Source organism: Stenotrophomonas sp. 05N37, from assembly GCF_056397365.1.
Map to the genome: position 1 here is coordinate 1,352,738 of NZ_JBFTNG010000001.1, position 24,964 is coordinate 1,377,701.

The 24,964-nt window shown below is 69.7% G+C and carries 19 protein-coding genes; 7 read left to right on the forward strand and 12 right to left on the reverse strand.

The genetic code is table 11. The features are described from left to right. Positions 1–413: 413 nt before the first annotated feature. Positions 414–1,286 (reverse strand): methylglyoxal synthase, encoded by an 873-nt coding sequence (locus AC1DGC_RS05865; RefSeq protein ID WP_259207884.1) that lies wholly within the window; start codon positions 1,284–1,286, stop codon positions 414–416. 162 nt (positions 1,287–1,448) lie between these two features. On the opposite strand from AC1DGC_RS05865, the gene AC1DGC_RS05870 reads away from it, so the two are divergent. Then, on the forward strand, positions 1,449–1,739 hold the full coding sequence (locus AC1DGC_RS05870; protein WP_394164388.1) for a hypothetical protein: 291 nt from the start codon (positions 1,449–1,451) through the stop codon (positions 1,737–1,739). A gap of 433 nt (positions 1,740–2,172) precedes the next feature. On the opposite strand, the gene AC1DGC_RS05875 is transcribed toward AC1DGC_RS05870, so the two are convergent. The 3 genes from AC1DGC_RS05875 to AC1DGC_RS05885 all read right to left on the reverse strand — a co-directional run bounded on the left by AC1DGC_RS05875 (position 2,173) and on the right by AC1DGC_RS05885 (position 8,747). Further along, positions 2,173–3,618 (reverse strand): FAD-dependent oxidoreductase, encoded by a 1,446-nt coding sequence (locus AC1DGC_RS05875; RefSeq protein WP_478047408.1) that lies wholly within the window; start codon positions 3,616–3,618, stop codon positions 2,173–2,175. A gap of 96 nt (positions 3,619–3,714) precedes the next feature. Continuing rightward, positions 3,715–8,169 (reverse strand): glutamate synthase large subunit, encoded by a 4,455-nt coding sequence (gene gltB / locus AC1DGC_RS05880; RefSeq protein WP_478047409.1) that lies wholly within the window; start codon positions 8,167–8,169, stop codon positions 3,715–3,717. A 176-nt stretch (positions 8,170–8,345) separates the two neighbouring features. After that, positions 8,346–8,747 carry an I78 family peptidase inhibitor gene (locus AC1DGC_RS05885; protein WP_259207878.1) on the reverse strand — a complete coding sequence of 134 codons (402 nt, stop codon included), beginning with the start codon at positions 8,745–8,747 and terminating at the stop codon, positions 8,346–8,348. 136 nt (positions 8,748–8,883) lie between these two features. Here AC1DGC_RS05885 and AC1DGC_RS05890 point away from each other — a divergent pair, with 136 nt between their 5' ends. After that, positions 8,884–9,951 carry a DNA topoisomerase IB gene (locus tag AC1DGC_RS05890; RefSeq protein WP_478047410.1) on the forward strand — a complete coding sequence of 356 codons (1,068 nt, stop codon included), beginning with the start codon at positions 8,884–8,886 and terminating at the stop codon, positions 9,949–9,951. 9 nt (positions 9,952–9,960) lie between these two features. Here the strand turns inward: AC1DGC_RS05890 and AC1DGC_RS05895 are convergent, their stop codons facing one another. After that, the gene (locus tag AC1DGC_RS05895; protein WP_259207874.1) at positions 9,961–10,302 is read right to left on the reverse strand and encodes a putative periplasmic lipoprotein; all 342 of its coding nucleotides are present in this window, start codon (positions 10,300–10,302) and stop codon (positions 9,961–9,963) included. 157 nt (positions 10,303–10,459) lie between these two features. Between AC1DGC_RS05895 and AC1DGC_RS05900 the strand changes: the two genes are divergently transcribed. Further along, positions 10,460–11,569 carry an SDR family oxidoreductase gene (locus AC1DGC_RS05900; protein WP_259207872.1) on the forward strand — a complete coding sequence of 370 codons (1,110 nt, stop codon included), beginning with the start codon at positions 10,460–10,462 and terminating at the stop codon, positions 11,567–11,569. Here AC1DGC_RS05900 and AC1DGC_RS05905 read toward each other — a convergent pair. Next, a complete protein-coding gene (locus tag AC1DGC_RS05905) occupies positions 11,526–12,668 on the reverse strand; it encodes a serine hydrolase domain-containing protein (RefSeq protein WP_478047411.1) in 1,143 nt (380 codons plus the stop codon). The two genes, AC1DGC_RS05900 and AC1DGC_RS05905, sit on opposite strands and share 44 nt — an antisense overlap. Before the next feature lie 201 nt (positions 12,669–12,869). Between AC1DGC_RS05905 and AC1DGC_RS05910 the strand changes: the two genes are divergently transcribed. Then, positions 12,870–13,256 (forward strand): BlaI/MecI/CopY family transcriptional regulator, encoded by a 387-nt coding sequence (locus tag AC1DGC_RS05910; RefSeq protein ID WP_259207868.1) that lies wholly within the window; start codon positions 12,870–12,872, stop codon positions 13,254–13,256. Positions 13,257–13,259: 3 nt separating this feature from the next. Continuing rightward, entirely contained in the window at positions 13,260–15,080 is a 1,821-nt protein-coding gene (locus AC1DGC_RS05915) for a M56 family metallopeptidase (protein ID WP_478047412.1), read from the forward strand. 58 nt (positions 15,081–15,138) lie between these two features. Here the strand turns inward: AC1DGC_RS05915 and AC1DGC_RS05920 are convergent, their stop codons facing one another. The 5 genes from AC1DGC_RS05920 to AC1DGC_RS05940 all read right to left on the reverse strand — a co-directional run bounded on the left by AC1DGC_RS05920 (position 15,139) and on the right by AC1DGC_RS05940 (position 21,306). Further along, positions 15,139–15,459, reverse strand: coding sequence for an I78 family peptidase inhibitor (locus AC1DGC_RS05920; protein ID WP_394164395.1), 321 nt, complete (start codon positions 15,457–15,459; stop codon positions 15,139–15,141). Positions 15,460–15,536: 77 nt separating this feature from the next. Beyond that, positions 15,537–16,643 (reverse strand): ribonuclease H-like domain-containing protein, encoded by a 1,107-nt coding sequence (locus tag AC1DGC_RS05925; RefSeq protein WP_449335991.1) that lies wholly within the window; start codon positions 16,641–16,643, stop codon positions 15,537–15,539. Beyond that, positions 16,640–19,120 (reverse strand): DEAD/DEAH box helicase, encoded by a 2,481-nt coding sequence (locus tag AC1DGC_RS05930; protein ID WP_478047413.1) that lies wholly within the window; start codon positions 19,118–19,120, stop codon positions 16,640–16,642. Before AC1DGC_RS05930 ends, AC1DGC_RS05925 begins: the two co-directional genes overlap by 4 nt. A gap of 84 nt (positions 19,121–19,204) precedes the next feature. Then, complete coding sequence (locus AC1DGC_RS05935) at positions 19,205–20,947, reverse strand: hypothetical protein (protein WP_478047414.1); 1,743 nt, start codon at positions 20,945–20,947, stop codon at positions 19,205–19,207. Beyond that, positions 20,938–21,306, reverse strand: coding sequence for a hypothetical protein (locus AC1DGC_RS05940; protein WP_478047415.1), 369 nt, complete (start codon positions 21,304–21,306; stop codon positions 20,938–20,940). The genes AC1DGC_RS05935 and AC1DGC_RS05940 overlap by 10 nt, the downstream gene beginning before the upstream one ends. Positions 21,307–21,585: 279 nt before the next feature. Between AC1DGC_RS05940 and AC1DGC_RS05945 the strand changes: the two genes are divergently transcribed. Then, positions 21,586–22,053: a hypothetical protein gene (locus AC1DGC_RS05945; RefSeq protein WP_478047416.1), complete on the forward strand. Its 468-nt coding sequence runs from the start codon at positions 21,586–21,588 to the stop codon at positions 22,051–22,053. A 12-nt stretch (positions 22,054–22,065) separates the two neighbouring features. Here AC1DGC_RS05945 and AC1DGC_RS05950 read toward each other — a convergent pair whose 3' ends face one another. After that, positions 22,066–24,033 carry a hypothetical protein gene (locus AC1DGC_RS05950; RefSeq protein WP_478047417.1) on the reverse strand — a complete coding sequence of 656 codons (1,968 nt, stop codon included), beginning with the start codon at positions 24,031–24,033 and terminating at the stop codon, positions 22,066–22,068. Between the two features lie 226 nt (positions 24,034–24,259). Between AC1DGC_RS05950 and AC1DGC_RS05955 the strand changes: the two genes are divergently transcribed. Next, positions 24,260–24,958: a hypothetical protein gene (locus tag AC1DGC_RS05955; protein WP_478047418.1), complete on the forward strand. Its 699-nt coding sequence runs from the start codon at positions 24,260–24,262 to the stop codon at positions 24,956–24,958. The last annotated feature ends 6 nt before the right edge of the window (positions 24,959–24,964 follow it).

A 24,964-nucleotide genomic window follows, 5' to 3' on the forward strand; every position in this document is an offset into this window, starting at 1 on the left:
GCGTGGCGGGTGTTTGCGGTGGTGCATGCACATCCGTGGTCGGCGTCCGCGGGTGTCATTGCGGGTGCGTCGGCAGGCCACGCGATACGGTGGCTGCGGATGCGCGGATGCGCGGCCGCGCTGGCGCGCGGTCTCCACGCATGGCGTGGAGCTACGGGGTGGCTATCGGCTTCGGTGGGGCTGGGGGAGTTGGCGAGGGCCGGCGTGGCGGCTCTTTGCGGTGATGCATGCACATCCGAGGTCGGCGTCCGCGGGTGTCATTGCGGGTGCGTCGGCAGGCCACGCGATACGGTGGCTGCGGATGCGCGGCCGCGCTGGCGCGCGGTCTCCACGCATGGCGTGGAGCTACGGGGGCGATCGGCTTCGGTGGGGCTGTGCGGCGTTGGCCAGGGCCGGCGCGGTTTCTTGCGCTCCTATCGCTGTGCGCGGGTGGTGGCCGCCTGCGCCCAGCGCTCGGCCACGCGGGGGGCGGTGATGCACACGGCCTGGTCGGTGACGGTGGTGACCGCGCGCTCCAGCAGCTGGATGTCGGCTTCGTGCTGGCGCGCCACGTGCGGGTCCTCGAAGAAGATCGCGCGCTGGCAGTCGCCTTCCAGCACCCGGTCGGCGATCTGCGCATCACCGCCCATCGGGCCGCTCTGGTAACGCTGCACCCACGCCTGGTCCTGGGGCCAGCCGCGGCTCCAGGCCAGTTCGTTGAGGCGCTGGCCGGTGGTGCCGGTGCCCACCCGGTGGCGGAACCGCGACAGCAGGTCGAAGTGCGTGTCGGCGAAGGCCAGGATCGCCGGCTTCATCGCATCGTGCGCGATCAGGGCCAGGGTCTGGTGCTCGAACGCGTGCAGATCGTCCGCGCCGGGATCGGCCGCCAGCCCGGCATGCACGCGCTCCACCTCCACCCAGTCGCGGGCGGTGGCCACGGTGGAGATGAAGGGCTTGCCGTGGATCACGCACTGGCGCTTGAGTGCGGTGGCTTCGGGGAAGATCGAGGATGGGTCGACCGGGTCCATCAGGTAGATCGCCCCGTCCAGGGTGCGTTCCGGGGAGCCCATCCCGACCACTTCGGCGACCAGCTTCATCAGGCCGCCCTGGCGGCCGTTGGGGTAGCGTTGCAGCGGGGCGAACTCCGGCAGGAAGCCCAGGCGCTGGATCGCATCGAAGGTGCGTCCGACGGCGTGCAGTTCCACGCCCAGTTCGCGCAGTCCGCCGTCGCAGGCGCGCAACCAGCGGAACAGGGCGGCGTGCTTGTCGTGGTGGTGCAGGCGGTTGGCGGCCAGGCCGATGCGCATGGGACGGGATCCGGTACGGGGAGACGGCATTCTATGTCGCTTCCAGTCGGCCGAAAGGGGGATGACCATCACGGGCCTTCACGCGTTTTCGTATTAGTTGCATGGTTCGAAGGCGGGCCATAACCGACAGTGGCGGTCGTCAGTCAATCAGGAAGTCCTGTCATGACCCCCGTCAAAGCCAACTACTCCGTATCGGTCAATCCCTCGGTCACCGACCGCAGCGCCCGCATCCGCGCCTTGGGCCGCTTGCTGCGGCACGCAGCCAGCGGCGACGCGGACGTGCTGCTGGCCGGCCTGGCGCGCATGCTGGACGCCCATATCGGCAATGAACGCGCCGATGGTGCCAGCAACGGACGCATCCGCGACCAGCTCGATGAGATCGAGCTGCTGCTGGCCTTGGAGATCGAGCGTGCCGGCGTGCGCGCGGCCGCGCCGCTGTCGAAGGCGGCCTGAGGAGCAGCCGGGCATGGCCCGGCTCTACCCCCGCGCCGGTAGTGCCGGGCCATGCCCGGCAACCACGACCAAGCGCCGCGAAGCCGGTAATGCCGGGCCATGCCCGGCAACCACGACCCACCGCAACGAAGCCCGTAGTGCCGGGCCATGCCCGGCAACCACGACCCACCGCAACGAAGCCGGTAATGCCGGGGCCATGCCCGGCAACCACGACCCACCGCAACGAAGCCGGTAGTGCCGGGCCATGCCCGGCAACCACGACCCACCGCAACGAAGCCGGTAGTGCCGGGCCATGCCCGGCAACCACGACCAAGCGCCACGAAGCCGGTAATGCCGGGCCATGCCCGGCAACCACGACCCACCGCCACGAAGCCGGTAATACCGGGCCACGCCCGCCAACCGCGCACAGCGCGCCCCGGTCAAACCCGCCGCGCTATACCGACAGCAGCTGCGCGATGCTGGCTGCCGCGTCACGGCCCTCGGCCACGGCGGTCACCACCAGGTCGGCACCGCGCACCGCGTCGCCACCGGCGAACAGGCGCGGGTGGGCGGTCTGGAACGGCAACCGGTCGCGGCCGCCGACGATGATGCGGCCGTTGTTGCCGGCCTCCACGCCCAAGGCGGTCAGCCAGCCCGGTGCGGTCGGCGAAAAACCGAACGCGATGATCACCACGTCCGCTTCGAGCAGCGATTCGCTGCCTTCGATCGGCACTGCGTTGCGGCGACCCTGTGCATCGGGTTCACCGAGCTGGGTCTCCACCACCATCACCCCGATCACCTCGTCATCGGCGCCGGCTTCGATCGACAGCGGCTGGCGGTTGAACAGGAAGCGCACGCCTTCCTCGCGGGCGTTGGCCACTTCGCGCGCCGAGCCGGGCATGTTGGCCTCGTCGCGGCGGTAGGCGCAGGTGACCTTGGCCGCGCCCAAGCGGATCGCGCTGCGCACGCAGTCCATGCCGGTGTCGCCACCGCCCAGCACCACCACGCGCTTGCCCTCCAGGTCCGGCAGCGCGATCTGGTCTTCCCAGCCGGCGATCGGCCGGCCGTGGGCGTCGCTGCCACTGACGATGCGGCTGTTCTGGACCAGGAACGGTAGGGCCGGCAGCACGCCCTTGAGGTCCTGGCCGAGCAGGCCGCCATCGGTGTAGCGGTAGGCGCCGGTGCCGACGAACACGGCGTCGTACTCGGCCAGCAGCTCGTCCATGCCGACGTCGCGGCCGATCTCCACCCCGAGCCGGAACTGCACGCCCATGCCTTCGAGCACGTTGCGGCGGCGGCTGATCACCGCCTTGTCCAGCTTGAAGCTGGGGATGCCGAACTGCAGCAGCCCGCCGATCTGTTCATAGCGGTCGTACACCACCGCCTGGATGCCGGCGTGGGCCAGCTTGTCGGCGCAGGCCAGCCCGGCCGGACCGGCACCGATCACCGCCACGCGCTTGCCGGTGGGCTCCACGGCGGTCATGTCCGGGCGCCAGCCGGTGGCCAGCGCGGTGTCCACGATGTACTTCTCGACCGCCCCGATGGTGACCGCGCCGAATTCCTCCAGCGTGCAGCTGCCCTCGCACAGGCGGTCCTGCGGGCACACCCGGCCGCACACTTCCGGCAGCGGGTTGGTCGAATGGCACAGCGTGGCCGCTTCATGGATGCGGTTTTCCTGCACCAGCTGCAGCCACTGCGGGATCGCGTTGTGCACCGGGCACTTCCAGCTGCAGTACGGGTTGCCGCAATCCAGGCAGCGCCCGGCCTGGAACTGCGCGTCTTCCTTGCCGAACTTGCCGTACAGCTCGCCCCAGTCGCCGGAGGTGCGCAGTTCGACCGGGATGCGCTGCGGCATCGTCCGGGGCAGATCGAGGAACTGGAAAGCTTGCTTGCGGCTCATGGCTTGCTCTGTGTTGGGTGGCGTCGCCGGCCAGCGGCCGGCATTGCAGCGGTGGGATGTGCGGCGCCGGCGTGGTGGCCGGCGCCTCGACCCCGGTCAGGCAGCGCGGCGCAGCGAGTCGGTGAGCGATTCGATGCTGGCGGCCTTGGGTTTGACCAGCCAGAACTTGCCGACGTAATCGCGGAATTCATCGAGGATCTGCTGCGCCCAGATGCTGCCGGTCAGTTCGCGGTGGCGGCTGATCAGCGTATGCAGGTGCTGGCGATGGTTCTCGAAGCCCTCGGCCGAGATGCGGTGGATGTCGATCAGTTCGTGGTTGTAGCGGTCCACGAAGTCACGGTCGATATCCAGCACGTAGGCCAGGCCGCCGGTGAACCCGGCGCCGAAGTTCAGCCCGACCTTGCCCAGCACCAGCACGATACCGTCGGTCATGTACTCGCAGCAGTGGTCGCCGGCGCCTTCGATCACCGCCAGCGCGCCGGAGTTGCGCACGCCGAAGCGCTCGCCGGCCCGGCCCGCGGCGAACAGCTCGCCACCGGTGGCGCCATAGAGGCAGGTGTTGCCGATGATCGCGGTGTTGCGCGCCTCGAAGCGTGCGCCGCGCGGCGGGCGCACCACCAGGCGGCCGCCGGCCATGCCCTTGCCGACGTAATCGTTGGCTTCGCCTTCGACCTCCAGCTGCAGGCCGCCGACGTTGAACGCGCCGAAGCTCTGCCCGGCGGTACCGCGGAAGCGCAGCGTGAGCGGGGCATCGCTCATGCCCTGGTTGCCGTGCGTGCGCGCGATCTCGCCGGACAGGCGGGTGCCAATCGAGCGGTCGGTGTTGTGGATCAGGAAGCGGTGCTCACCGCCGAGCTTGCCGGCGATGGCCGGCGCGAGCAGGCCGTCCATCTGCGTGGCCAGGCTGTCCGGCGATTCGTACAGGCGCTGCGCGGCGCAGTGGCTGCCGGCGTATTCGGCCGGGTTGAGCAGGCGCGACAGGTCCACCCTGACCCCCGGGCGCGGCCAGACCTCCAGCTGCTGCAGCAGGTCGGTGCGGCCGACGATCTCGTCCAGCGAGCGCACGCCCAGGTAGGACAGCCAGCCACGCACTTCCTCGGCCAGCAGGCGGAAGAAGTTCTCCACGCGCTCGGGCAGGCCGGTGAAGTACTGCGCGCGCAGGCGCTCGTCCTGGGTGGCCACGCCGGTGGCGCAGTTGTTGAGGTGGCAGATGCGCAGGTACTTGCAGCCCAGCACGATCATCGGCGCGGTGCCGAAGCCGAAGCTGTCCGCGCCCAGCAGTGCGGCCTTGATCACGTCCAGCCCGGTCTTCAGGCCGCCGTCGGTCTGCAGCAGGGTGCGCCCGCGCAGGTCGTTGGCCACCAGCGCCTGGTGCGACTCGGCCACGCCCAGTTCCCACGGCACGCCCGCATAGCGGATCGAGCTGACCGGGCTGGCGCCGGTGCCGCCGTCATGGCCGGACACGGTGATCAGGTCGGCGCCGGCCTTGACCACGCCGGCGGCGATCGTGCCCACGCCGGCATGGCTGACCAGCTTCACCGAGACCAGCGCGGTCGGGTTGACCTGCTTGAGGTCGTAGATGAGCTGGGCCAGGTCCTCGATGGAGTAGATGTCGTGGTGCGGCGGCGGCGAGATCAGGCCGATACCCGGCTTGGCATAGCGCAGCCGTGCGATCAGTTCATTGACCTTGTGCCCGGGCAACTGGCCGCCTTCGCCGGGCTTGGCGCCCTGGGCGACCTTGATCTGCAGCACTTCGGCGTTGACCAGATACTCGGCGGTGACGCCGAAGCGGCCCGACGCCACCTGCTTGATCTTGCTGCGCTTCTCGGTGCCGTAGCGCACCGGGTCTTCGCCGCCTTCGCCGGAGTTGCTGCGCCCGCCGAGGCGATTCATCGCGATCGCCAGCGCTTCATGCGCCTCGGGCGACAGCGCGCCCAGGCTGATGGCGGCGGTGTCGAAGCGGCGGAACAGGTCTTCGGCCGGGGCCACCTCGTCCAGCGGGGTGGGCGTGGGCGCGGCCTTGAGCTGCAGCAGGTCGCGCAGCGCCGACACCGGCCGGCCATGCACGGCCTCGCAGTAACGCTGCCAGTCCGCGGCCTCGCCGCTGCGCGCGGCGCGCTGCAGGGTCATGACCACGTCCGGGTTGTACATGTGGTATTCGCCGCCGTGCACGTACTTGAGCACGCCGCCCACGTCGGGGCGCAGCAGGTCGTTCCAGGCGCGCACGGTGAGTTCGCGGGCTTCGTCGTCCAGGCGGGCGAAGCCGACGCCGGCCACGCGCGAGGCGGTGTCCGGGAAGCACAGGTCGACCACCTCGTCATCCAGCCCGACGATCTCGAACAGCTGCGCGCCGCGGTAACTGGCCACGGTACAGATGCCCATCTTGGAGATGATCTTGGACAGGCCCTTGTAGATGCCCTTGCGGTAGCGGCGACCGATCTGCGACTGCTCGCCGCCCTTGCTCAGCTGCAGGATGCCGCGCCGGCCCAGGTCGAACAGGGTCTGGTAGGCCAGGTACGGGTACACCGCGGTGGCACCGAAGCCGAGCAGGCAGGCCATGTGGTGCGCATCGCGGGCGGTGCCGGTTTCCAGGATCAGGTTGACGTCGCAGCGCAGCCCGGCGTTGGACAGGTGGTGGTGCACCGCGCTGGTGGCCAGCAGGGCATGCACCATCGGGCGGTCGGCGACCGGGTAGCGGTCGCTCAGCAGCAGCATCACGATGCCCTCGCGCGCGGCCGCCTCGGCCTCGGCGCAGATCCGCTCGATGCCGGCCTTGAGGCCTTCCTCCAGGCTGTAGGACAGGTCGATCAGCCGGTTCTTCTCGACGTACTGCTCCATCTTGATCAGCTGGCGCAGCTTGCGCTGGCTGAGCACGGGCGAATTGAGGATGACGTGGTTCACCGTCTCCGCACCGGCGTGGAAGATGTTGGTCTCCTTGCCGAGCTGGGTGGACAGCGACATGACGCAGTCTTCGCGCAGCGGATCGATCGGCGGGTTGGTGACCTGCGCGAACGCCTGGCGGAAGTAGTCGTAGAGCGGGCGGCTGTGCTGGCTGAGCACCGCCATGGGCGTGTCATCGCCCATCGAGCCGGTGGCCTCCTGCTCGGTCTCGGCCAGCGGGCGCAGGATCTGCTCCACTTCCTCGCTGCTGAGCTGGAACAGCTTGTGGTAGCTGCGCAGGGTGCGCTCGTCGAAGGGTTCCTCGACCAGCGACGGATCGATCAGCTCGGTCTGCAGGTAGGTCACGCCCTGCTGCAGCCACTGCTTGTACGGGGCGCGGCCGCGGTTGATGCGGTCGATGGCGTCCGAGTCGAGCAGGTCGCCGCGCTTGAGGTCGATGGCCATCATCTCGCCCGGGCCCAGCTTGCCCTTGCGCACCACGCGCTCGGCCGGCACTTCCCACACGCCCGCCTCGGAGGCGACCAGGAAGTGGCGGTCGGAGGTCAGCATCCAACGCGCCGGGCGCAGCCCGTTGCGGTCCAGCGTGCAGGCGGCATAGCGGCCGTCGCAGGCGACGATGCCGGCCGGGCCGTCCCACGGCTCGCTGTTGAGGCCGTAGAACTCGTAGAACGCGGCCAGGTCGGGGTCCTTGAACTCCAGCGACTGGGTGGCCGGCGGCACCAGGATGCGCAGCGCCTGGATCAGCTCCATGCCGGCGCTGACCATCAGCTCGAGCATGTTGTCCAGGCTCTGCGAATCCGAGCCGTGCATGGAGATGACCGGGTTGAACTCGCCGATGTCGAAGCGCGGCGTCTGCCACACCTTGCTGCGCGCCTGCGCCCAGCGGCGGTTGCCTTCGATCGTGTTGATCTCGCCGTTGTGGGCGAGCATCCGGAACGGGTGCGCCAGCGGCCAGCGCGGCAGGGTATTGGTGGAGAAGCGCTGGTGGAACACGATGGCGCTGGAGGCCAGGTCGTTGCGCTGCAGGTCCACGTAGAAGCGGCTCAGCTTGTCCGGCAGCACCATGCCCTTGTAGCTGATCGCATTGGGGCTGAGCGTGGTGACGTAGTAGTCGGCGTGGTCGCGCAGCTGTTGCTCGCTGCGGCGGCGGGCCAGGAACAGGGCCAGGGTGAAGGCGGCCTCGTCCTGCGCGGCACCGGCATCGACGAAGACCTGCTCGATCCGCGGCAGGGTGTCACGCGCCAGTTGGCCGCAGACGCTGGGGTCGGTCGGCACCAGGCGCCAGCCGACGGGCTGGCAGCCGGCAGCGCGCAGCTGCTGTTCCAGGGTGTCGCGACAGGCCTGTGCGGCGTCGTCGTCGTGCGGCAGGAACACCACGCCGGCGGCGAATCGCGCCCCCAGGGTGAGCCCGGCCTCGGCGGCGAGCGCCTTGAGGAACACGTCCGGGCGGCGCAGCAGCAGGCCGCAGCCGTCGCCGGTGACACCATCGGCGGCGACACCGCCGCGGTGGGTCATGCGCGACAGCGCGGCAATGGCGGTATCCACCAGCAGTCGGGACGGCTGGTCATCGAGCTGGGCGACCATGCCGAAACCACAGGCATCGCGCTCATCTTGCGGGTCGTAAAGCCCTTGGCGGTTGCGGGGGGCCATCTCTGCCTCAAAGTCGGGTGAGCGGCGACACTCGTCCCCGCTCACTCCGTTGAGCGCATCTGGAGGCACCGGATGACTCGACTAGATCACAGTTGCTGCAACGCCGCAATACACGGTTGCAGGCGCAACCAAACCCCTTTAATTACCGCCTGGAATCACCTTCCAGGCGGCCCTGTTCAGCCACAGCGCAGGCCGCTGATCGCGCCCTTCTCATCGACTTCGATGTTCAGCCGCTCACCGACGAATTCCATCGTGGTGGCATCGGTGGGCTTGAGCACGCGCAGCTGCTTGGCGCTGGCGTCCTGCTGGGCCTGGTTGCCCACGGCGTCGGAATAGGCCTGGCCGACCAGGCTCTGCACCTGGGTGGCGTCGCACTCGCCGACCGGGGGCGCTTCCAGCGCCTTGCCTGCTTCATCGGTGGGCGCGGCGGCGGCTTCGGCAGCCTTCTGCGCATGGGTGGCGACGGCTTCCTGCTCGTCCATGGGCGGTGCCTGGCAGGCGGCCAGGGCCAGCAGGGTGGGGAACACGGCGACAAGGCCGATGGAACGCCGCAGGCGGCGGAACGACAAGGACGGCATCGAGACTCCGGACATCGAACCAGGGAAACCTTGGAGGATATCGCCAAGCGGGGCGTGAGGTGTTCGTGTTGCGTTATTGACGCCGCCTCGCACCGATAACCGGTATCACTGCCTGCCCTGTCCGTTGCCGCCGCCGATGAGCCCGAGCCGTTCCCCTGCCACCCCCGAAGCCGCCGCCGCCCGCGAGGCCGGCCTGCGTTACGTCAGCGACGAGATGCCGGGCCTGCAGCGCCGCCGCGCCGGCAAGGGCTTCAGCTACCGCGATGCCGACGGCGCGGCGGTGCGGGACGCGGCCACGCTGGCGCGGATCCGCGCGCTGGCGATCCCGCCGGCCTACACCGACGTGTGGATCTGCGCACTGCCCAACGGCCACCTGCAGGCCACCGGTCGCGACGCGCGCGGGCGCAAGCAGTACCGCTACCACGCCGACTGGGCGCGGGTACGCGGCGATGGCAAGTTCGACCGGATCATCGCCTTCGGCACGGCACTGCCCGCGCTGCGCCGGCGCCTGCGCCGCGACCTCAAGCTGCCCGGCTTCCCGCGCGACAAGGTCCTGGCCATCGTGGTCGCCCTGCTGGCGCAGACGCTGGTGCGCGTGGGCAATGAGGTATACGCCCGCGACAACCGGTCCTACGGACTGACCACGCTGCGCAACCGGCACCTGGCGCTGGTCAAGGGCGGGCGTGCGCAGATGCGTTTCCGCGGCAAGTCCGGACAGGCGCATGAGGTGGACGTGGATGATCGCCGCCTGGTGGCGCTGATCCGCGGTTGCCAGCAGCTGCCCGGGCAGGCGCTGTTCCAGTATCGCGATGATGAGGGTGCGGTGCAGCCGGTGGATTCGAGCATGGTCAACGACTACCTGCACGACGCGATGGGCGAGGATTTCAGCGCCAAGGACTTCCGTACCTGGGGCGGGACGCTGGAAGCCATCCGCCAGCTGGCCGTCACCGAGCTGCCCGAACCCTCCAGCGAACGTGCGCTGGCGGCGTTGCAGAAGCAGGTGGTGTGCGAGGTGGCGACCCTGCTGGGCAATACGCCGTCGGTGTGCAGGAAGTCCTACATCGACCCGTGCGTGTTCGATGGCTGGCGCGCCGGCTCGCTGAAGGCGCTGGCAGGGCTGCGCGGCGAGCGGCAATGGGAGCAGGCGACCTTGAAGGTGCTCAAGGCCGCACGGCGCACGGTCAAGCGCGCGCGGGCGGCCTGAACGGGGCGATCAGCCGCAGTAGAGCGCGGTGATGTTGTTGGTGCCGCCGGTTTCGATGGTGAGGCGCTCCCCGCCCGTCTCCGCGCCCGGGGTGGCGTTGGCCGCGCCGCTGGCGGTGGGGCCGCTTTCGCCGCGCTGGCCGCGCACCACGTTGACCTGCAGGCTGTCGCTGTCCACGCGGGCGCGTTCGACGGTGGCGGCCGAGGCCGCCAGACCGACGGCACCGCGCACCTTGTCGACATGGCACTGGCCGGAAATGACGCCGTCGATCGGCTGCACCTGCGCGATCGGGGTGCTGCTGCAGGCGGACAGGGTGGCGAGGGCGGCGAAGGCGATCAGGGTGCGGTACATGGGGGACTCCAGCAGGTTTTCAGGCCTGCAGCGTGCCGCTGCACGCGTATGCGGCGGATGAAGCCTGCACGGCACGCCCACATCGCGCTCACTTTGCGTGATCGCCGGGGTGCCCACACTGCCTGTGCACTTGAATGCTTTCGCAAAGGAGCCCCCGATGGCCACCCGCACGACCCGCAAACGCCCCGTCCCCGCCGCCGCCGAACAGGCCGCCACGCCGCAGGCCGAACGCACGCCGGTAGTGAAGACAGCCACCCGCAAGGCCGCCGCGAAGGATCCACGCGCCGCGCGCGTGGCCGCGCGCCAGCGTCGCCTGCAGGATCAGGAGAAGGCCAAGGACGCCCGCGTGGCCAAGCAGGCGGCGAAGAAGGTCGCGGCTAAAAAGGCCACGAAAAAGGCCACCCAGGCCGGCGCCCGCAAACAGCCGGAGAGCATGCCGGCGCAGCAGTTGCCCAAGCCCGGCAACGAGCACGAACTGCAGCTGGCGCCGCGCTTCCTCGCCCCGGACTATCGCGGCAGTGGCAAGCTGAAAGGCAAGCGCGCGATCATCACCGGTGCCGATTCCGGCATCGGCCGCGCGGTGGCGGTGCTGTTTGCCCGCGAAGGCGCCGACGTGGCCGTGCTGCACCTGGACGAGGCGGCCGATGCGAAGGTGACCCGCCAGCATGTGGAGGCCGAAGGCGGCCGCTGCGTGGTGATCGCCGGCGACGTGCGCGACCCGGCGTTCTGCAACAAGGCGGTCAAGCAGGTCGCCAAGGCATTCGGCGGGATCGACATCCTGGTCAACAACGCCGCGTTCCAGCTGCATTGCGAGCGCCTGGAAGACCTGGAGGACGCGCACCTGCAGGAAACCCTGCAGACCAACATCGGCGGCTACATCCAGATGGCGCGTGCGGTGTTGCCGCACCTGCAGGAAGGCGACTGCATCATCAACAGCGGGTCGGAAACCGGCCTGTTCGGCAGCAAGGCGCTGATCGATTACTCGGCTACCAAGGGCGCCATCCATGCCTTCACCAAGGCGCTGGCCAGCCAGCTGCTGCCACGCGGCATCCGCGTCAACGCGGTGGCGCCGGGGCCGGTCTGGACGCCGTTGAACCCGGCCGACAAGCAGGCCGCCGACGTGGCCGAGTTTGGCAAGGACAGCGACATGGGCCGCCCGGCGCAGCCGGAAGAACTGTCCCCGGCGTACGTCTTCCTGGCCTCGCCGATTACCGCCAGCTACATCAGCGGGGTGATCCTGCCGGTGATGGGCGGGCCGCGCGGTTGAGCATTGCCGGCGCGGTGTAGAACGATGCGATCGGGGCGATGAAGTCCTGCGGGTTGGCGCCGACCAGATTGGTCAGCACGATCACCGCCAGCTTGCGGTCGGGATACACGATGAAGGCCGCGCGCGCACCGCCCATGCCGCCGACCTGCAGGTCCGGCGTGGTGCCCATGACCGGCCAGCCGGCCGACCAGGCGCCGGGGGTCCCGTCGTTCAGGACCTCCGGTGCCCACATGCGGCGCACGCCGTCATGGCTGAGCAGCTGGCCCTTGGACAACGCGATCATCCAACGACCCACTTCGTCGGCGGTGGTGAGCATGCCGGCGCCGGCCCACAGGTCCGGTGAGAGGTCGTAGAACCAGTGCGACAGCCGCGCCGGCGCATCGGGTGCGTCGGTCTTGCGCGGGAACCAGCTGTAGATGGTGGCGGCAGTAGCGACCAGACCGTAGCTGTCGCCGAAGGTGGTGCGCGGCATGCCCACCACGTCGAACTGATGGGTGACCATGTACTGCGCGTACGGCATGCCCGATTGGTTGGCGATGATCCGCGCGAGCAGCACATAGTTGGTCTGGTTGTAGCGGTGCCGCTCGCCGGGCGCGGCCTCCACTGGCAGGGCGGTCACTTGTTTCCACGCCTCCTGTTCGGTTCCGCCGCCGAGCAGGCCCTGCGCGTCGAGGATGTCCGGCAGGCCGGAGGTGTGGGCGAGCAGCTGGCGTACCCGCACCTTGCCCCACGCTGGCGGCAGGTCATCGAGGTAGCGCGACACGGGGGCATGCAGGTCCACGCGCCCGGCCTGGGCGAGCTGGGCCATCGCCACGCCGGTGAAGGACTTGGTGGCCGAGTTGAGGGGAAAGCGCGTGTTGCGGGTGGTGGGGATGGCATTCTCGACGTTGGCCATGCCGTAGGCCTCCGACAGCACCAGCTGGTCGTCCTTGACCACCGCGATCTGCAGGCCGGGGATGCGCCTGGCCTGCATCGTGTCCTGCACGAACTGGCGGGTCTGCGCGTTGGCCTGGTCCCAGGCGGTGGACGGGGCGGCAAAGCACGCCAAGGGCACGACGAGTGCGGCCAGGACGGTGGCGCGGAGGGTGCGGGAACGCATGCAGCTTTCCTTGGGCGGGTACGCCGGACGTTGGGCGCCGGTGGAGCGGGGACAGTCCGGGCTCGCAGGCTTGGATGCGGTCGAGGACCAGAAGGTTTAAGCGCCCCGCCCGCGACCGTTCGTCGGCGGACGCCCTCCGGCACTTGACGACAGGTGTAGTCACTGGCACGTTAGCGACACGTGTAGTCATCGGAGTGTGCCATGCGCGGCAAGACCATCGGGGACCAGGAGCTGGCCCTGTTGCAGTACGTTTCGGAACAGGGGGGCGCGACCGTGGGCGAGGTCGCGGCCGGGTTTGGCGAGGAGCGCGGGTTGGCGCGTTCGACGGTGCTGACCATGATGGAGCGCCTGCGCGGCAAGGCTTACCTGCAGCGCAAACAGGTGCAGGGCGTGTACCGCTACGCCGCCACCAGTGGCCAGGACAGCGTGGTGCAGGGCGCGGTGGCCAGCTTCGTGGAGAAGACGCTGCAGGGCTCGGTGTCGCCGTTCGTGGCCTTCATGTCGCACAAGGCCGAGGTCAGCGACCAGGAACTGGCCGAGCTGGAAGCGCTGGTCGCGCAGCTGCAATCACGCAAGCGGGAGAGCTGAGCCATGGACACCCTGATCACCGACCTCCTGATGCGACTCGGCTGGACCAGCGTGCAGAGCGTGGTGCTGACAACCCTGGTCTGGGGCGCGTGCCGGCTGCTGCCGACGCTGCCGGCGGCCACGCGCTGCCGGTTGTGGTGGCTGGTCGCCGCACAGGCCGTGCTGGGCCTGGTGTGGAACAGCCCGCTTGAGCTGGCCGTGTTGCCGGCGCCGGCCGCCGCGCCGGTGCTACCCGCGCTGGCCGCACCCGTTGCGGAATCCACGATGCGCCTGCTGCCGGGCGCGCTGGACACGGCGGCCATGGCTGCGCCGCAGGCGGCGACGTGGTCGTGGTCGATGTTGCTGCTGGCGGCTTGGGCCGCAGGCGTCGCGGTGATGCTGCTGCACAGCCTGCGCGGGTATCGCGCCAGCCGCGCCCTGGTCGATGCGGCGATGGATTGCACCGATGCCTCGCTGCAGCAGGCGCTGCAGCTGGCCGCCGATGCGCACGGCCTGCGCCGCGCGCCGCGGCTGAAGCTGTCCGCGCAGATCCGCTCGCCGCAGCTGATCGGACCGTGGCGACCGGTGCTGCTGCTGCCGGCGCGCGAACTGCCGCGCATGGCTGCCGATGACCTGGACATGGCGCTCACCCACGAGCTGATCCACCTGCAGCGCCGCGACCTGTGGTGGGGCTTGCTGCCGGCCCTGGCGCAACACCTGTTCTTCTTCCATCCGCTGGTCCACCTGGCCGCGCGCGAATATGCGCTGGCCCGCGAGGAAGCCTGCGATGGCGCGGTGGTGGCCGGGCACGGCCATTGCCGCCACGACTATGGCCGCCTGCTGGTGCAGCTGGGCGTGGCACCGCGCCCGGCGGTGGGCGTGGCCAGCGCATCGCCGAATTTCCGCAGCCTCAAGCGGCGGCTGTTGAGCCTGCAGCAGACCCGGCGCTTCCCGCGCGTGGCTGCCGTGGCCATCACCGCGATCTTCGTCCTGGTGGGCGTTGCGCCGCTGCGGTTGGTGGCCGCCGCGGCCCCACCGCCGCCGCCGTCGCCACCGGTGGCACCCAGCGAACCGCCGCCGCCACCGCCGCCGGCCCCCGCGCCGTCGTCAACGCGGTCACCACGGCCGGCCCTGGCACCGACCGCGCCGATTGCCCCGGCGCCTGCGGCCCCGGTCGCCCCGGTCGCTCCGCGCGCGCCGGAACCGCTGCAGCCCCTGCGGGAGGATCTGTCGTTCGTTACCCACGGCCAGATCAACCTGTCGCGGCAACGGCCGGCCGAGGCCTTCGTGTTGATGGACGGGGACGACAACCTCGTCGACGCCTCGGTCGCCGATCTGAAACAGGCGCGCCGCGATGCCGGCAACGGCGAACGGGCCCTGTGGGTACGGCGCGGGCAGGCCCGGTACCTGATCCGCGACCCGGCCGTGATCGGCGCATTGGCGCGCTCCCAGGCCGAGGTGGCCGCGCTCGGCAATGCCCAGGCAGAACTAGGGGACCGCCAATCGGCGTTCGGCGAACAGATGGCCAAGCTGAGCATGCAGGTCACCGCCGACGTCATGGCCGATGTGGATGTGGCCGGCATCACCCAGGCGGCCGGACGACAGGCCACCATGGATGCTGCCGCCGAAGCCAACCAGGCCGCGCGCCAGGCGCGGACGGCAACGGCGCGGGCAGTGGATGCGCAGCAGATGGCCCGGGTGGCCCGTGAGCAGGCCGAACTGGGTCGCGAGCAGGCGCGCCTGGCACAGCAGCAGAGCGTGGCTTCGGCCCGCGCCGCACGCCAGGTGCGTGCGGCGATCGATCAGGCATTGTCCAGCGGCAAGGCCGAGCGCCTGCGCGACTGAGCGGGCGGCAACGGCGGCCTGCGCAACGCAGGCCGTCGACGTCTACAGGGCAGGCCGATCAGCCGCAGTTGGCGCGCACGATCCTGTTCTGCTCATCCACCTCGAGGCTGAGGCGGTCTTCGCGGAAATCCATGGTCATGGCCATGCCCGGTTTGAGCACGCGCGCATGCTTGGCGCCGCTGTCTTTCACTGCCTTGGCAACCACCGCCTCGCTGGCGGTCTGCCCGACCAGGCCGTTCAGGGCGTCGGTAGTGCAACGGGCCGCGCTGTCGGCGCCGGCGGCCATCGGCTCGGAGGTCGGGGCGTTGCTCTTCGGTGGCTGGCTGCAGGCAGCCAGCGGCAACGCACAACCAAGGACAAGCAGAAGATTCAGGCGCATGCGGTGGTCCTCCCGGGATCAGTGGCACCAGTGTGGCGACCGCAGGCGTTACGCAGCGTCAACGCGCGGGCGCCGGGTCAATCACCCGCCAGCGCCAGCGTCTCCCTTTCACGCCGCTCCTCTTCCACCAGCCGCAGCATCAGCAGCGACAACGTCACCACGTCCTGGTGGTTGTGCTCGGCCACGCGGCGCAGGTTCACCGCGCTGCCGCCACGCAGGTAGTTCAGCCACGCCGCGGGTGCTTCGGCGCCGGGCAGGTCGTCCTCGCGCACGATCTGCAGCAGCTGGCGTTCGATGGTGGCCAGGCGGCAGTTCTCCCAGGTGCCGCGGTAACGGCGGCGTGTGGGGAACAGCAGGTCCACGTGGTCCAGCGGGGTGATCGGGCAGCGCTGCCGGGCCAGCCGATAGCGCGTCTTGAGCAGCGGAGCGTCATAGCAGCGGCCGTTGTAGCTGGAGAACACCGTGCCTGGCTGCAGCCACCCGGCGAACTCGCGCAGCATCGCGGCCTCGGCCGCCATGGTGGTCATCAGCAGTTGGCGGATGCGCAGGCCGTCGCCCTGTTCGGGATGGGCGTGCCAGTCGGCCGCGCCGATCATGAAGGCGCGGGTGCCGGTGCCACCGGCCAGGCCGGTGGTTTCGGTGTCGAAGAACAGCAGGTCGCGCGGGTGCACCTGTTCGCCTTCGCGCCTGGCGAAGGCCAGCGACAGCGCCTGGGTAGGCACCGGCTGCGGCAGGAAGGACTCGATCAGGAACAGGCCCGGGGCGATTTCCTCGCCGGGGACGTGGCGGTCCTGCGCGTTGGCGCGCGGCTTGGCCGGCGCGGCCGCGGCGCCGCGCTCGCGCAGGCCGAGCAGCCGATGCAGGCCGCCCACGTCGGGTCTGCGCAGGGCCGGTGCGGGCGCCGTCGCTGCGGTAACCGGGGCGGCCCCACCGGTGGGTTTGTGGCGGATTTCCTGCTCGACCCAGGCAAACACCGAGGACGGCGCGGGCGTGCGGGCGCGGGCGTCGTTGGCGGCGGGGGGAAGCGACCCGGTGGATGGGCCGGGGCCTGCCGACCCACGCTCGGCGACGGCCGTGGCCGCCACCGGGCCAGCGGTCGCCGCTGCCGGGTCACGGGCAGGCGCGGGCGTGGCATCGCCCGCCTGCCGGCGCAGCAGGCGCAGCTTGTCCAGGCTCAGGCTCACTGCGGCACCACCTCGGCCTGCGTGCGCGCAGGCGTGCCCGCCGCCGGCAAGGCGTGTGCGTCGAACAGGTCCAGCACCTTCAGGGCCAGCGCGCGGGGCGTGGTGGCATCGTCTTCCTGGCCGGCCAGCACCGGGCCCACGCAGGCCGGGCAGCCGGCCTTGCAGTCACAGCCCTGCACCAGCTCGCGCGCGCGCAGCAGCAGCTCGGCCTGGCGCAGCCACAGTGGTTCGCTCAGGCCCACACCGCCGGGGAAGTTGTCGTACAGATACACCGTCGGCACGAACTGCTGCTGCAGCTCGATCGCGCTGGCATCGAACTCGGCGCCCCGCAGCTGCCCGCGTCCGCTCTGGTCGGCCACTGCGAACCACGCACCATCGCCATTGCCGACGGCCTTCTGCAGGTCGCGCGCATCGGCCATCACCGCCACCGTGGCGACGATGTGCAGCGCGTAGGCGGCGCCGAGGAAGCCGTCCAGCGCTTCCTGCTTGCTGTCGAACGCGGTCAGCAGCAGCGCCTGCGGCAACTGCCACCACACTGCGGTGGTGTGCAGTTCCTGGTCCGGCAGGTTGACCGGGCCGTAGCCGATGTTCTCGTGGGTGTAATAGCGGATCTTCTTGTAGCCGGCCACGCGCCGCACCACGTGCACTTCGCCGTGGTGGGAATCGCCCCGACCGGCGATGCAGCCGTCGAAGCGGTCGAGCACCTTGAGCTTGGTGAAGTCGATGCTGTCGGTGTAGTAATCCACGTGGGTGCGGGTGACGTAGGCCTTGCGGCCGTCCCAGTCCAGCCGCTCCACCTGGTAAGGGGTGGACTGCACCATGTGGATGGCGCCTTCGTACAGGGTGAGCGCGGCAGCGGAATAGTCCACCTCGGCGATGATCTGCTGCTTGCCGTCGCTGCGGTCGACCACCACGAAGTTGCCGTCGGCCACCGAGCGCAGGCTGACGGCATTGGCCGGGTAGCTGTCGGCGATCCACTCCCAGCGGTCGCCTTCGCGGTGGATCACCTCGGTTTCGGCCAGTGCTTCCAGGAACACCAGCGGATCGATCGGGCCGAACGGGTCGCCGGCCAGGAACGGCAGCTCGAAGGCCGCGCAGCGGATGTGGTCGAACAGGATCAGCGGCTGGTCCGGGGCGGTGCGGGCATGTTCGGGCGAGGCCTCGGCGAAGAAGTCCGGATGGCGCACCACGTACTGGTCCAGCGGCTGCGAACTGGCCACCATCACGCCCAGCGCCGGCTGCTGGCGGCGTCCGGCACGACCGAAGCGCTGCCAGGTGGCGGCCACGCTGCCGGGGTAGCCGTTCAACACGACCACGTCGAGGCTGCCGATATCCACGCCCAGCTCCAGCGCCGACGTGCTGACGATGCCGTCGATCAGCCCGGCACGCATGGCGCGCTCGGTCTCGCGGCGCTCGGTGGGCAGGTAGCCGCCGCGGTAGGCGCGGATCCGCGCGGGCTTGCGCGGGTCGTGGTCGAAGATGTCCTTGAGGTACTTGGTGAGCACTTCGACCATCAGCCGGCTCTGCGCGAAGATCAGCGTCTTCAGGCCGGACTTGATCGCGATGCGGGCGATGCGGTTGCTCTGCGAGCGGGCAGACGCGCGCAGGCCGAGATCGGCGTTGACCACCGGCGGGTTCCACAGCAGCACGTGCTTGGGCCCGCTGGGCGCACCGGATTCGGTGATCGCGGTGACCGGGGCTTCGATCAGTGCCTCGGCATGCGCCTGCGGATTGCCGATGGTCGCCGAGCACAGGATGAACTGCGGCTCCACCCCGTAGAACGCGCAGATCCGCTTGAGCCGGCGCAGCACGTTGGTGACGTGGCTGCCGAACACGCCGCGGTAGGTGTGCACCTCATCGATCACCACATAGCGCAGGTTCTCGAAGAACTGCGCCCACTTGGTGTGATGCGGCAGGATCGCCTGGTGCAGCATGTCCGGGTTGGAGACCACGATGTCGCCGTGCAGGCGGATGGCCTGGCGCGCATCGCCCGGGGTGTCGCCGTCGAAGGTGAAGGCCTTGACCCCGAGGTCGCCGGCGCGGTTGAGCTCGAGCAGTTCGGCCACCTGGTCCTGGGCCAGCGCCTTGGTCGGGAACAGGTACAGCGCCTTGGCCTTGCCCTGCATCGCCGCGCTGACCACGGGCAGGGTGTAGCACAGTGATTTGCCGCTGGCGGTGGGGGTGACGATGGCCACGTGCTCGCCGCGCTGGGTGGCCTCCCAGGCCTCGGCCTGGTGGCTGTACAACTGCTCGATCCCGCGCGCCTGCAGCGCCGCGGTCAACGCGGCCGGTACATCGGCGGGAATCGGTGCATAACGGCCCTCGCGAGCGGGAATCGTGAAGCTGCCGGTGATGCGGTCGGCATAGCGCTGCTGCAGGCGCGCGGTGAGCAGCGCGCCGTTGCGCGAGGGCAGGCCGTCGGTGGTGGACAGGCGGCGCTCGGCGTCTTCGGTGCGCTTGGCGAGTTCGTAGGCCATGGGGACAACGGTCTGCAAAGGACGCTATGGAATCACAGACGGGTCTCAACGTTTGAGACACGCCGCGGCGGCGGCATGAATGATTCAGCGCACCGCTGGCGTGACGAGGGCCGCAGTCAGGGCCGCATGCCGGAGGTGTGCGTTGCGCCCACAGCGCCACAGCAGCAACCACTGCACTGCGAGGAGCAGCAGGGCAAGTGCGCGCCAGGTACTGTGGACGAGCGCTGTCGCGAACGGCGAGGCGCTCGCACCGGTGTCGATATGGAGGCGTAGCCCGCTGGCATCGTGCTCGAATCCGGTCACCCAGCCACTCATCGTGAAGGGCTGCGGCAAGCTCACCTTGTCGCGGGTGTGCTGCCAGTGGTCCAGCGGCGCGTCCAGCAGCGAAGGACGCACACCGGCAGGGGCGTGGCTGTCGATCAACACCAGGCCTCCCGGCGTCGCGGCCAGCACGCCGACGCTGGCGTCGGCCAGCGTCTTGCGGGTGAAGGCGTGCACCAGCGCCACCTGGATCTCGTACAACGCCAGGCTGCTCGGCCTGGGCAGATACAGGACGTCCTGCTGTATCTGCCTGTCCTGCCGAACGGCACCGGCAAGGCGAGCGCGGAGGATGTCGCCGCTGTCCACGACCGACCCCTGAGGCACCGGCAGCAATGCCTCAAGCAGGCGTCGGCGCAGCGCATCGCAGGCGGCGATGCCCTCACGGCAGGCCAGATCAAGTGTCTCCACCAGCGTGGCCACCCCGGTGACGTGGGTGCGATTGTCGGCGGCCCACGGGCGGGGGAATGGCGACACCAGCGCGTCCAGCGCATCTGGATTGAGCCACACCGACATCGCCTCGTCGCGATCGAGCAGGGCCAGCGGCTCAGGCAGCGCCACCGTGGGCAGGACGATCGCCGGGCCTCCCCACCGTGTCTGTCTGCAATCGGGCTGTGCCAGCGTGTGGCCGCCCACCTGCAACGGCCCGATGCCGCAGGTGCCGTTGCCCCGCAGGAGCACCCGGTCACCCGGCCGCGGTGGTGCGGCCAGCAGCGTTGCGGGCGTGGCATCGCTGCGCAGGACCGGCACCTGCAGCGCCAGGCGGGCCCGCTCCAGGTCGTCCAGCACCCCGTTCCCGGCAGACAGTGACCACAGCAGGGCCAGTATCGACGTGCCGGCCCAGACCAGGTGACGCCCCCAGTTCAGCGGCGGCCATGGATACGCCTTGGCGAGCTGTGAATCGCCGCAGGAAAGCGACAGCAGGTGACGATCCTCGATGCGGACATAAGCCACCACGCGTTGCCCGACCGGCAGTGCGGGATGGGTGCACCACTGGCGCGGCGCGGTGACCGCCATCCCCGCGATCACCAGCACCGGGGCATCGGAATCGATGTGCCCGTTGGCCTGCAGACGCGGACCCTCAAGGAGGCCCTGCACGATGTTGACCGTTCCCGCGGCGGGCAACGGTCGCTTGCGGGCGCGGGTGAGCACCACGCCGACCACCGCGCTGATGAGCCCGGCAATCAGCATCGGCCACGGCAGCCCGAGGTCGCGCAGGGTTCCCAGCCAGAACAGCAGGCTGGCGAGCAGGAAGCATCCGGCGCTCGGCCAGCCCAGCCAGGGAGGCTGGCGCAGGGCGCGTTCCTCGGGGGTCTCCTCGCGCTGGCCGAGCACGCATGCGCTGGCGCCATCGATCAAAGGGGTAAGCCCGGCCGCAGCGTCATCGGCGCTGCCCTCTGCCGGGAGGGAAGGGCGCGTGTTGTCGTCGCCCTTCCACGCGCGCTGCTGCGCGTGTTCGAGCTGCTCGTGCGCCAGGCCGGCGACGCTTTTGGACCCGTTCATGCGCACGACAATCGCCTGCGAATGGCGAGCACTACCTCGGCCGGAGTGTGCGCCGAGATGAACCGGCGCGCGTCGTAGCGCAGCGGCACCTCCACCTCGCCCAACCGCTCGTGGAGGAGCTGCGCCTCGTCATGCGCGAGGCTGTAGGGACCGACCAGGTCTCGGACCTCGTGCGATTGATCCAGTTGCCCGGTCAACCGGAAAGTTTCCAGCGCGGCGAACTCCGCTTCATCCAGGCCGCGCACCACTGGCGACTTGCCCAGCGCCTTCAATGCATGCCGACCATTGCGGCGTTGCGCGGCGTAGACGACCGCGCCCAGCCGCGACAGCAGCTGGATCTCGGCGAACACCATGAAAGTGGGCACGGGCGGGTTTCAGGCACGGATGAGCCGCACAGCCTCGCCGTTGCCGTGCTCGACGGCAATGCAACAGGTTGCAATTTGGCTTGCGCTTGTGCGGTCGGCGTGGCCTCGGCCGCTCCGGGGCACAAAAAACAGGACCGGGCGCACGATACGCGGGCTGAACATCGCATGCGCAGCTCAACGAAATCTGAATCCCGGCACCGTATCCTCGCCGACGAACACACCGGAAAATGGTAGAGCGCCGTGTCACGACGTGGACCGCAGGGAGCACTTCTGGCCAGCATGCTGCTGGCTGGCATCGCGCATGCGCAACAGGCTGCGCCGAGCGTATCGCCCGCGACTGCCGCATCGGCCGACGTGGCCGTCCCACCGCCGCAGGACAGCGTGACCACGCTGGGTGAGGTGCGCGCACTCAAGCCTGAAGACGACACCCCGCTGGACCTGTACCGCTATAGGAGCCCGGTGAAGGTTGAATCGAACCGCTTCAGCCGCTCGTGGAGCGAACCGCCCAGCCCCGAGCAGGTGAGCATGAGCGGTGGCTACCTGATGATGGGCATCAACTACGGGCTGGGCAAAGCCGCGCAGGGCCTGCACAAGCTCACCGGCGGGCCGGACCAGATCCAGTCGGCTGTTGCGCGTCCGCCACCGGAACTGACCGAGGAACAGCGGCGCCGCGCGCTGCAGTTCTGCGCGGCGCAGGATGCGTGTGCCGCAGCGCCGGAAACGCACGTGGCCGTACCGGGCAGGTGATGCCCGCTGCAATCACCACGTCGATGATGTCGGCGGCGGTGGGCGCTGCCCGATTTCGGCAGCCAGCGCTTGGTCGCGGGCGATCGCGCGGGGCAGTCGACGCAGCAGCATGGCGCCCTGGAACAGCGCCAGCACCAGCGCTGCCAGCATCCACAGACAACTGGCCAGTCCGCTGATGGGTCCATTGGAGGGCTGGCCTGAATCGACCTGGAGCCAGAGCGTTCGGCCATCCTCGTTGCGTGCGGTGACCGCGCCGGACACCGCGGTTGGTTGGGCGATCGTTGCCGCCATCCGCATGCGCTGCCATTCATCGTAGGCCGCGCCGTAGCCGGTGTTGCCGCCCTCGCGCAGTGGGCGTGAAGAGCGCTCCACCAGCACCGTGCCGCCGTGCTGCGCGGTGAGCAGGGCCGGCGTCTGGGCGGCCCAAACGTCCAGTACCTGCTGATCAAAGGCTTCCCGGACGGCCTCGATGGCCGCGCGGGACAGCATGATTCCCTCGCCGGCGGCCTCGACCGCGTGTACCGCGCGCCGCAGTGCGGACCAGTCCGGGACGCCGGCGCGATCATTTTCCATCGTGGCAGACAGCGCATCCAGCAACGCCGCCTGCAGTGCCGGGCAGCCTTCCAGCCCGTGCGCACAGGTGTCTTCTACAGCCTCCAGCAACCCGGACAGCCCCGCAACCTGCTGGCGTTGCAGCGGACGTCCCAGAAACGACGGGCCATGCACGCGTAGCGCCCGCTGGCTGGAATCCAGTCGCTGAACCGCGTCAGGCAACGGTAGCGGTTGCACCGCCGTGGCCGGGGCGCCCCAGCGCAGGCGGCTGCAGTCGGCGCTGGCCAAGGTGCGTCCCAACCGCTCGCTGGGTACCAGCTCACAGGTGGCGTAACCGTGCACGTGCAGACCATCGCCAACGGCCAAGGCCGGATCGCGCCATCGGACCGGGTCGCGGTTGCTGTGCAGCGTCCATGACGAGAACACCTGCCTGGCACGTTGCCACTCACGCCCCGGGCCATCGGTGACCTGTGCCACGCAGCCAAGCGACAGCAGCGCAACGGCAAACATCACCGCATGGCGTGCAACCGGGATTGCCGCGAAGCGTCGCTGCTCATCCAGTACCGACCAGCCGGGACCAAGCGTCAGCAACGCCCGGCTGTGCCGGTAGATCTCCGCGTCGATCCACGTCCCGGGCGCCAGGCACGTCGCCGCGCGCCACGCGTGCGGCGGCTCGACCCGTTGGTCGTTGCCGACCAACAGGTAGTGACCCTCGATGGCGGCGTTGGTCGGCGCGTTGATCTGCAGCCGGTTCAGGCGGCCACGCACATGCACGATGGTCTGCAGTGCGGCAGGGCCGACCTGTCGGCGCAGTGACAGCGCCGCCGACAGTGCTGCCAGCAGCAGGCCCAGACCGAACACCGCCCACGTAGACGCGCCCACGTCCCATTGCGTTGCGGCCGCGCAGAACGTGGCCAGCAATGCCAGCGCGGCCGCCGCCCAAGGCACGCCTGGCTGGCGGCGCAGTGTGCGCTCTTCGTTGGTTTCCAGGCGCTCGCCACAGACCTGCGTCGGCGTGCGCCATGCGCGTGCAGCGCTGCCGATGTGGAATTCATTGAGTCTTACGACGACCGCAACGCCGGGCCCAAGCACCACCTCGGCATCGTTGTGCGCGGCCAGGTGATCGAACGCGTCGTAAGGCAGCACCACGTTCACATCGCCGATCGTGTCCTGTTCCATCCGGGTCGCATGGATCTGTAATACGTGTCGGGCATGAGCACCGCTCAAGGTGCGCACCTGGCGGTCGTTACCGATGCCGAGACAGGCCCGCAGGGGCTGCAGTGCAGCCTGTTCGTCGTCGGTCAGCGTGCGCACCGGCGGCTGTCCGGCCAACCGGCCGAGAAAGTAGCGCGCGTCGCGGCGCTGCCGCCAATGGAACATCAGCGGGACCAGCATCAGCAGCACGAGTCCGACGCCGGCGACATTCATTGGCCCTGACCCGCGTGCGGATGCTGCCAGCGTGGTGGTGGGGTGGCGAGTTCGTTGTTCACCATCGTGCCTGCCCGTCAAACGGTGCAGCCTTGCAGGCCAGGCACGTGCTGACAATGAAACATGTTGCAATCCACGTATCGGCGAGCGCGGACAGGCAGGCAAGCCCGTCCTACCGGCACCCACTCGACTATCCTGCGTTCCCCTTCGTCGCGGCCACCCGCCCATGCTCTCGCGCCTGCCATGCCTGCTGCTTTCGATGCTGCCCCTGTCCGCCTTCGCCGGCGCCACCGCCACCGCCACCGCTGACGACGGTTCCTGCCGCAACGGCGCTTTCCCCACCGAGCAAGGCGATTTCGCCCTGGCCCGGGTGGGCGGCAAGGGGCGGCTGTACCTGCTGGGCGATCTGGAGGGCTGCCCGACCCAGGGCGAACCGGCGTGTCGCCAGCGCAGCTACGTGGTGGGCGGCGATACGTTGGTCACGGGCCGCATGCACGGGGCGTATCGCTGCGCGTTCTTCCCGAACAAGGTGGGCGGCAGCGCCGGCTGGGTCGACGCTGATCGTCTGCAGGTCGTGCCGACCTCCACCACACCTGCCCTGCGCGACTGGGCCGGCGACTGGACCGATGGGGACAACACACTGCACCTGCGTGTGCGTGATGGTGCGCTGGTGGCCACCGGCGAAGCCTTCTGGCCGTCGGCCCGACCCACGCCACAGCGGCCCTACGGCCCGAACCTGGGCCAGATCGATGCGGTCGCCCGCCCGAGGGGGGCGACGGTGGACTTCACCGACAGCGACGATGCCGGCTGCACGCTCCAGGCGCGGTGGCTGGGCGACTACCTGATCGTCTCGGACAACAGCGAATGTGGCGGCATGAACGTGCGCTTCAATGGTGTGTACCGCCGCGACGGCGACAAGCACTGATCATTG

What these genes read in the sequence shown, in the direction of transcription:
- AC1DGC_RS05865 (WP_259207884.1), bottom strand. Translation starts at nt 1,286, where the DNA reads ATGCGCATCGGCCTGGCCGCCAACCGCCTGCACCACCACGACAAGCAC.
- AC1DGC_RS05870 (WP_394164388.1), top strand. Translation starts at nt 1,449, where the DNA reads ATGACCCCCGTCAAAGCCAACTACTCCGTATCGGTCAATCCCTCGGTC.
- AC1DGC_RS05875 (WP_478047408.1), bottom strand. Translation starts at nt 3,618, where the DNA reads ATGAGCCGCAAGCAAGCTTTCCAGTTCCTCGATCTGCCCCGGACGATG.
- gltB (WP_478047409.1), bottom strand. Translation starts at nt 8,169, where the DNA reads ATGGCCCCCCGCAACCGCCAAGGGCTTTACGACCCGCAAGATGAGCGC.
- AC1DGC_RS05885 (WP_259207878.1), bottom strand. Translation starts at nt 8,747, where the DNA reads ATGCCGTCCTTGTCGTTCCGCCGCCTGCGGCGTTCCATCGGCCTTGTC.
- AC1DGC_RS05890 (WP_478047410.1), top strand. Translation starts at nt 8,884, where the DNA reads ATGAGCCCGAGCCGTTCCCCTGCCACCCCCGAAGCCGCCGCCGCCCGC.
- AC1DGC_RS05895 (WP_259207874.1), bottom strand. Translation starts at nt 10,302, where the DNA reads ATGTACCGCACCCTGATCGCCTTCGCCGCCCTCGCCACCCTGTCCGCC.
- AC1DGC_RS05900 (WP_259207872.1), top strand. Translation starts at nt 10,460, where the DNA reads ATGGCCACCCGCACGACCCGCAAACGCCCCGTCCCCGCCGCCGCCGAA.
- AC1DGC_RS05905 (WP_478047411.1), bottom strand. Translation starts at nt 12,668, where the DNA reads ATGCGTTCCCGCACCCTCCGCGCCACCGTCCTGGCCGCACTCGTCGTG.
- AC1DGC_RS05910 (WP_259207868.1), top strand. Translation starts at nt 12,870, where the DNA reads ATGCGCGGCAAGACCATCGGGGACCAGGAGCTGGCCCTGTTGCAGTAC.
- AC1DGC_RS05915 (WP_478047412.1), top strand. Translation starts at nt 13,260, where the DNA reads ATGGACACCCTGATCACCGACCTCCTGATGCGACTCGGCTGGACCAGC.
- AC1DGC_RS05920 (WP_394164395.1), bottom strand. Translation starts at nt 15,459, where the DNA reads ATGCGCCTGAATCTTCTGCTTGTCCTTGGTTGTGCGTTGCCGCTGGCT.
- AC1DGC_RS05930 (WP_478047413.1), bottom strand. Translation starts at nt 19,120, where the DNA reads ATGGCCTACGAACTCGCCAAGCGCACCGAAGACGCCGAGCGCCGCCTG.
- AC1DGC_RS05945 (WP_478047416.1), top strand. Translation starts at nt 21,586, where the DNA reads ATGCTGCTGGCTGGCATCGCGCATGCGCAACAGGCTGCGCCGAGCGTA.
- AC1DGC_RS05950 (WP_478047417.1), bottom strand. Translation starts at nt 24,033, where the DNA reads ATGAATGTCGCCGGCGTCGGACTCGTGCTGCTGATGCTGGTCCCGCTG.
- AC1DGC_RS05955 (WP_478047418.1), top strand. Translation starts at nt 24,260, where the DNA reads ATGCTCTCGCGCCTGCCATGCCTGCTGCTTTCGATGCTGCCCCTGTCC.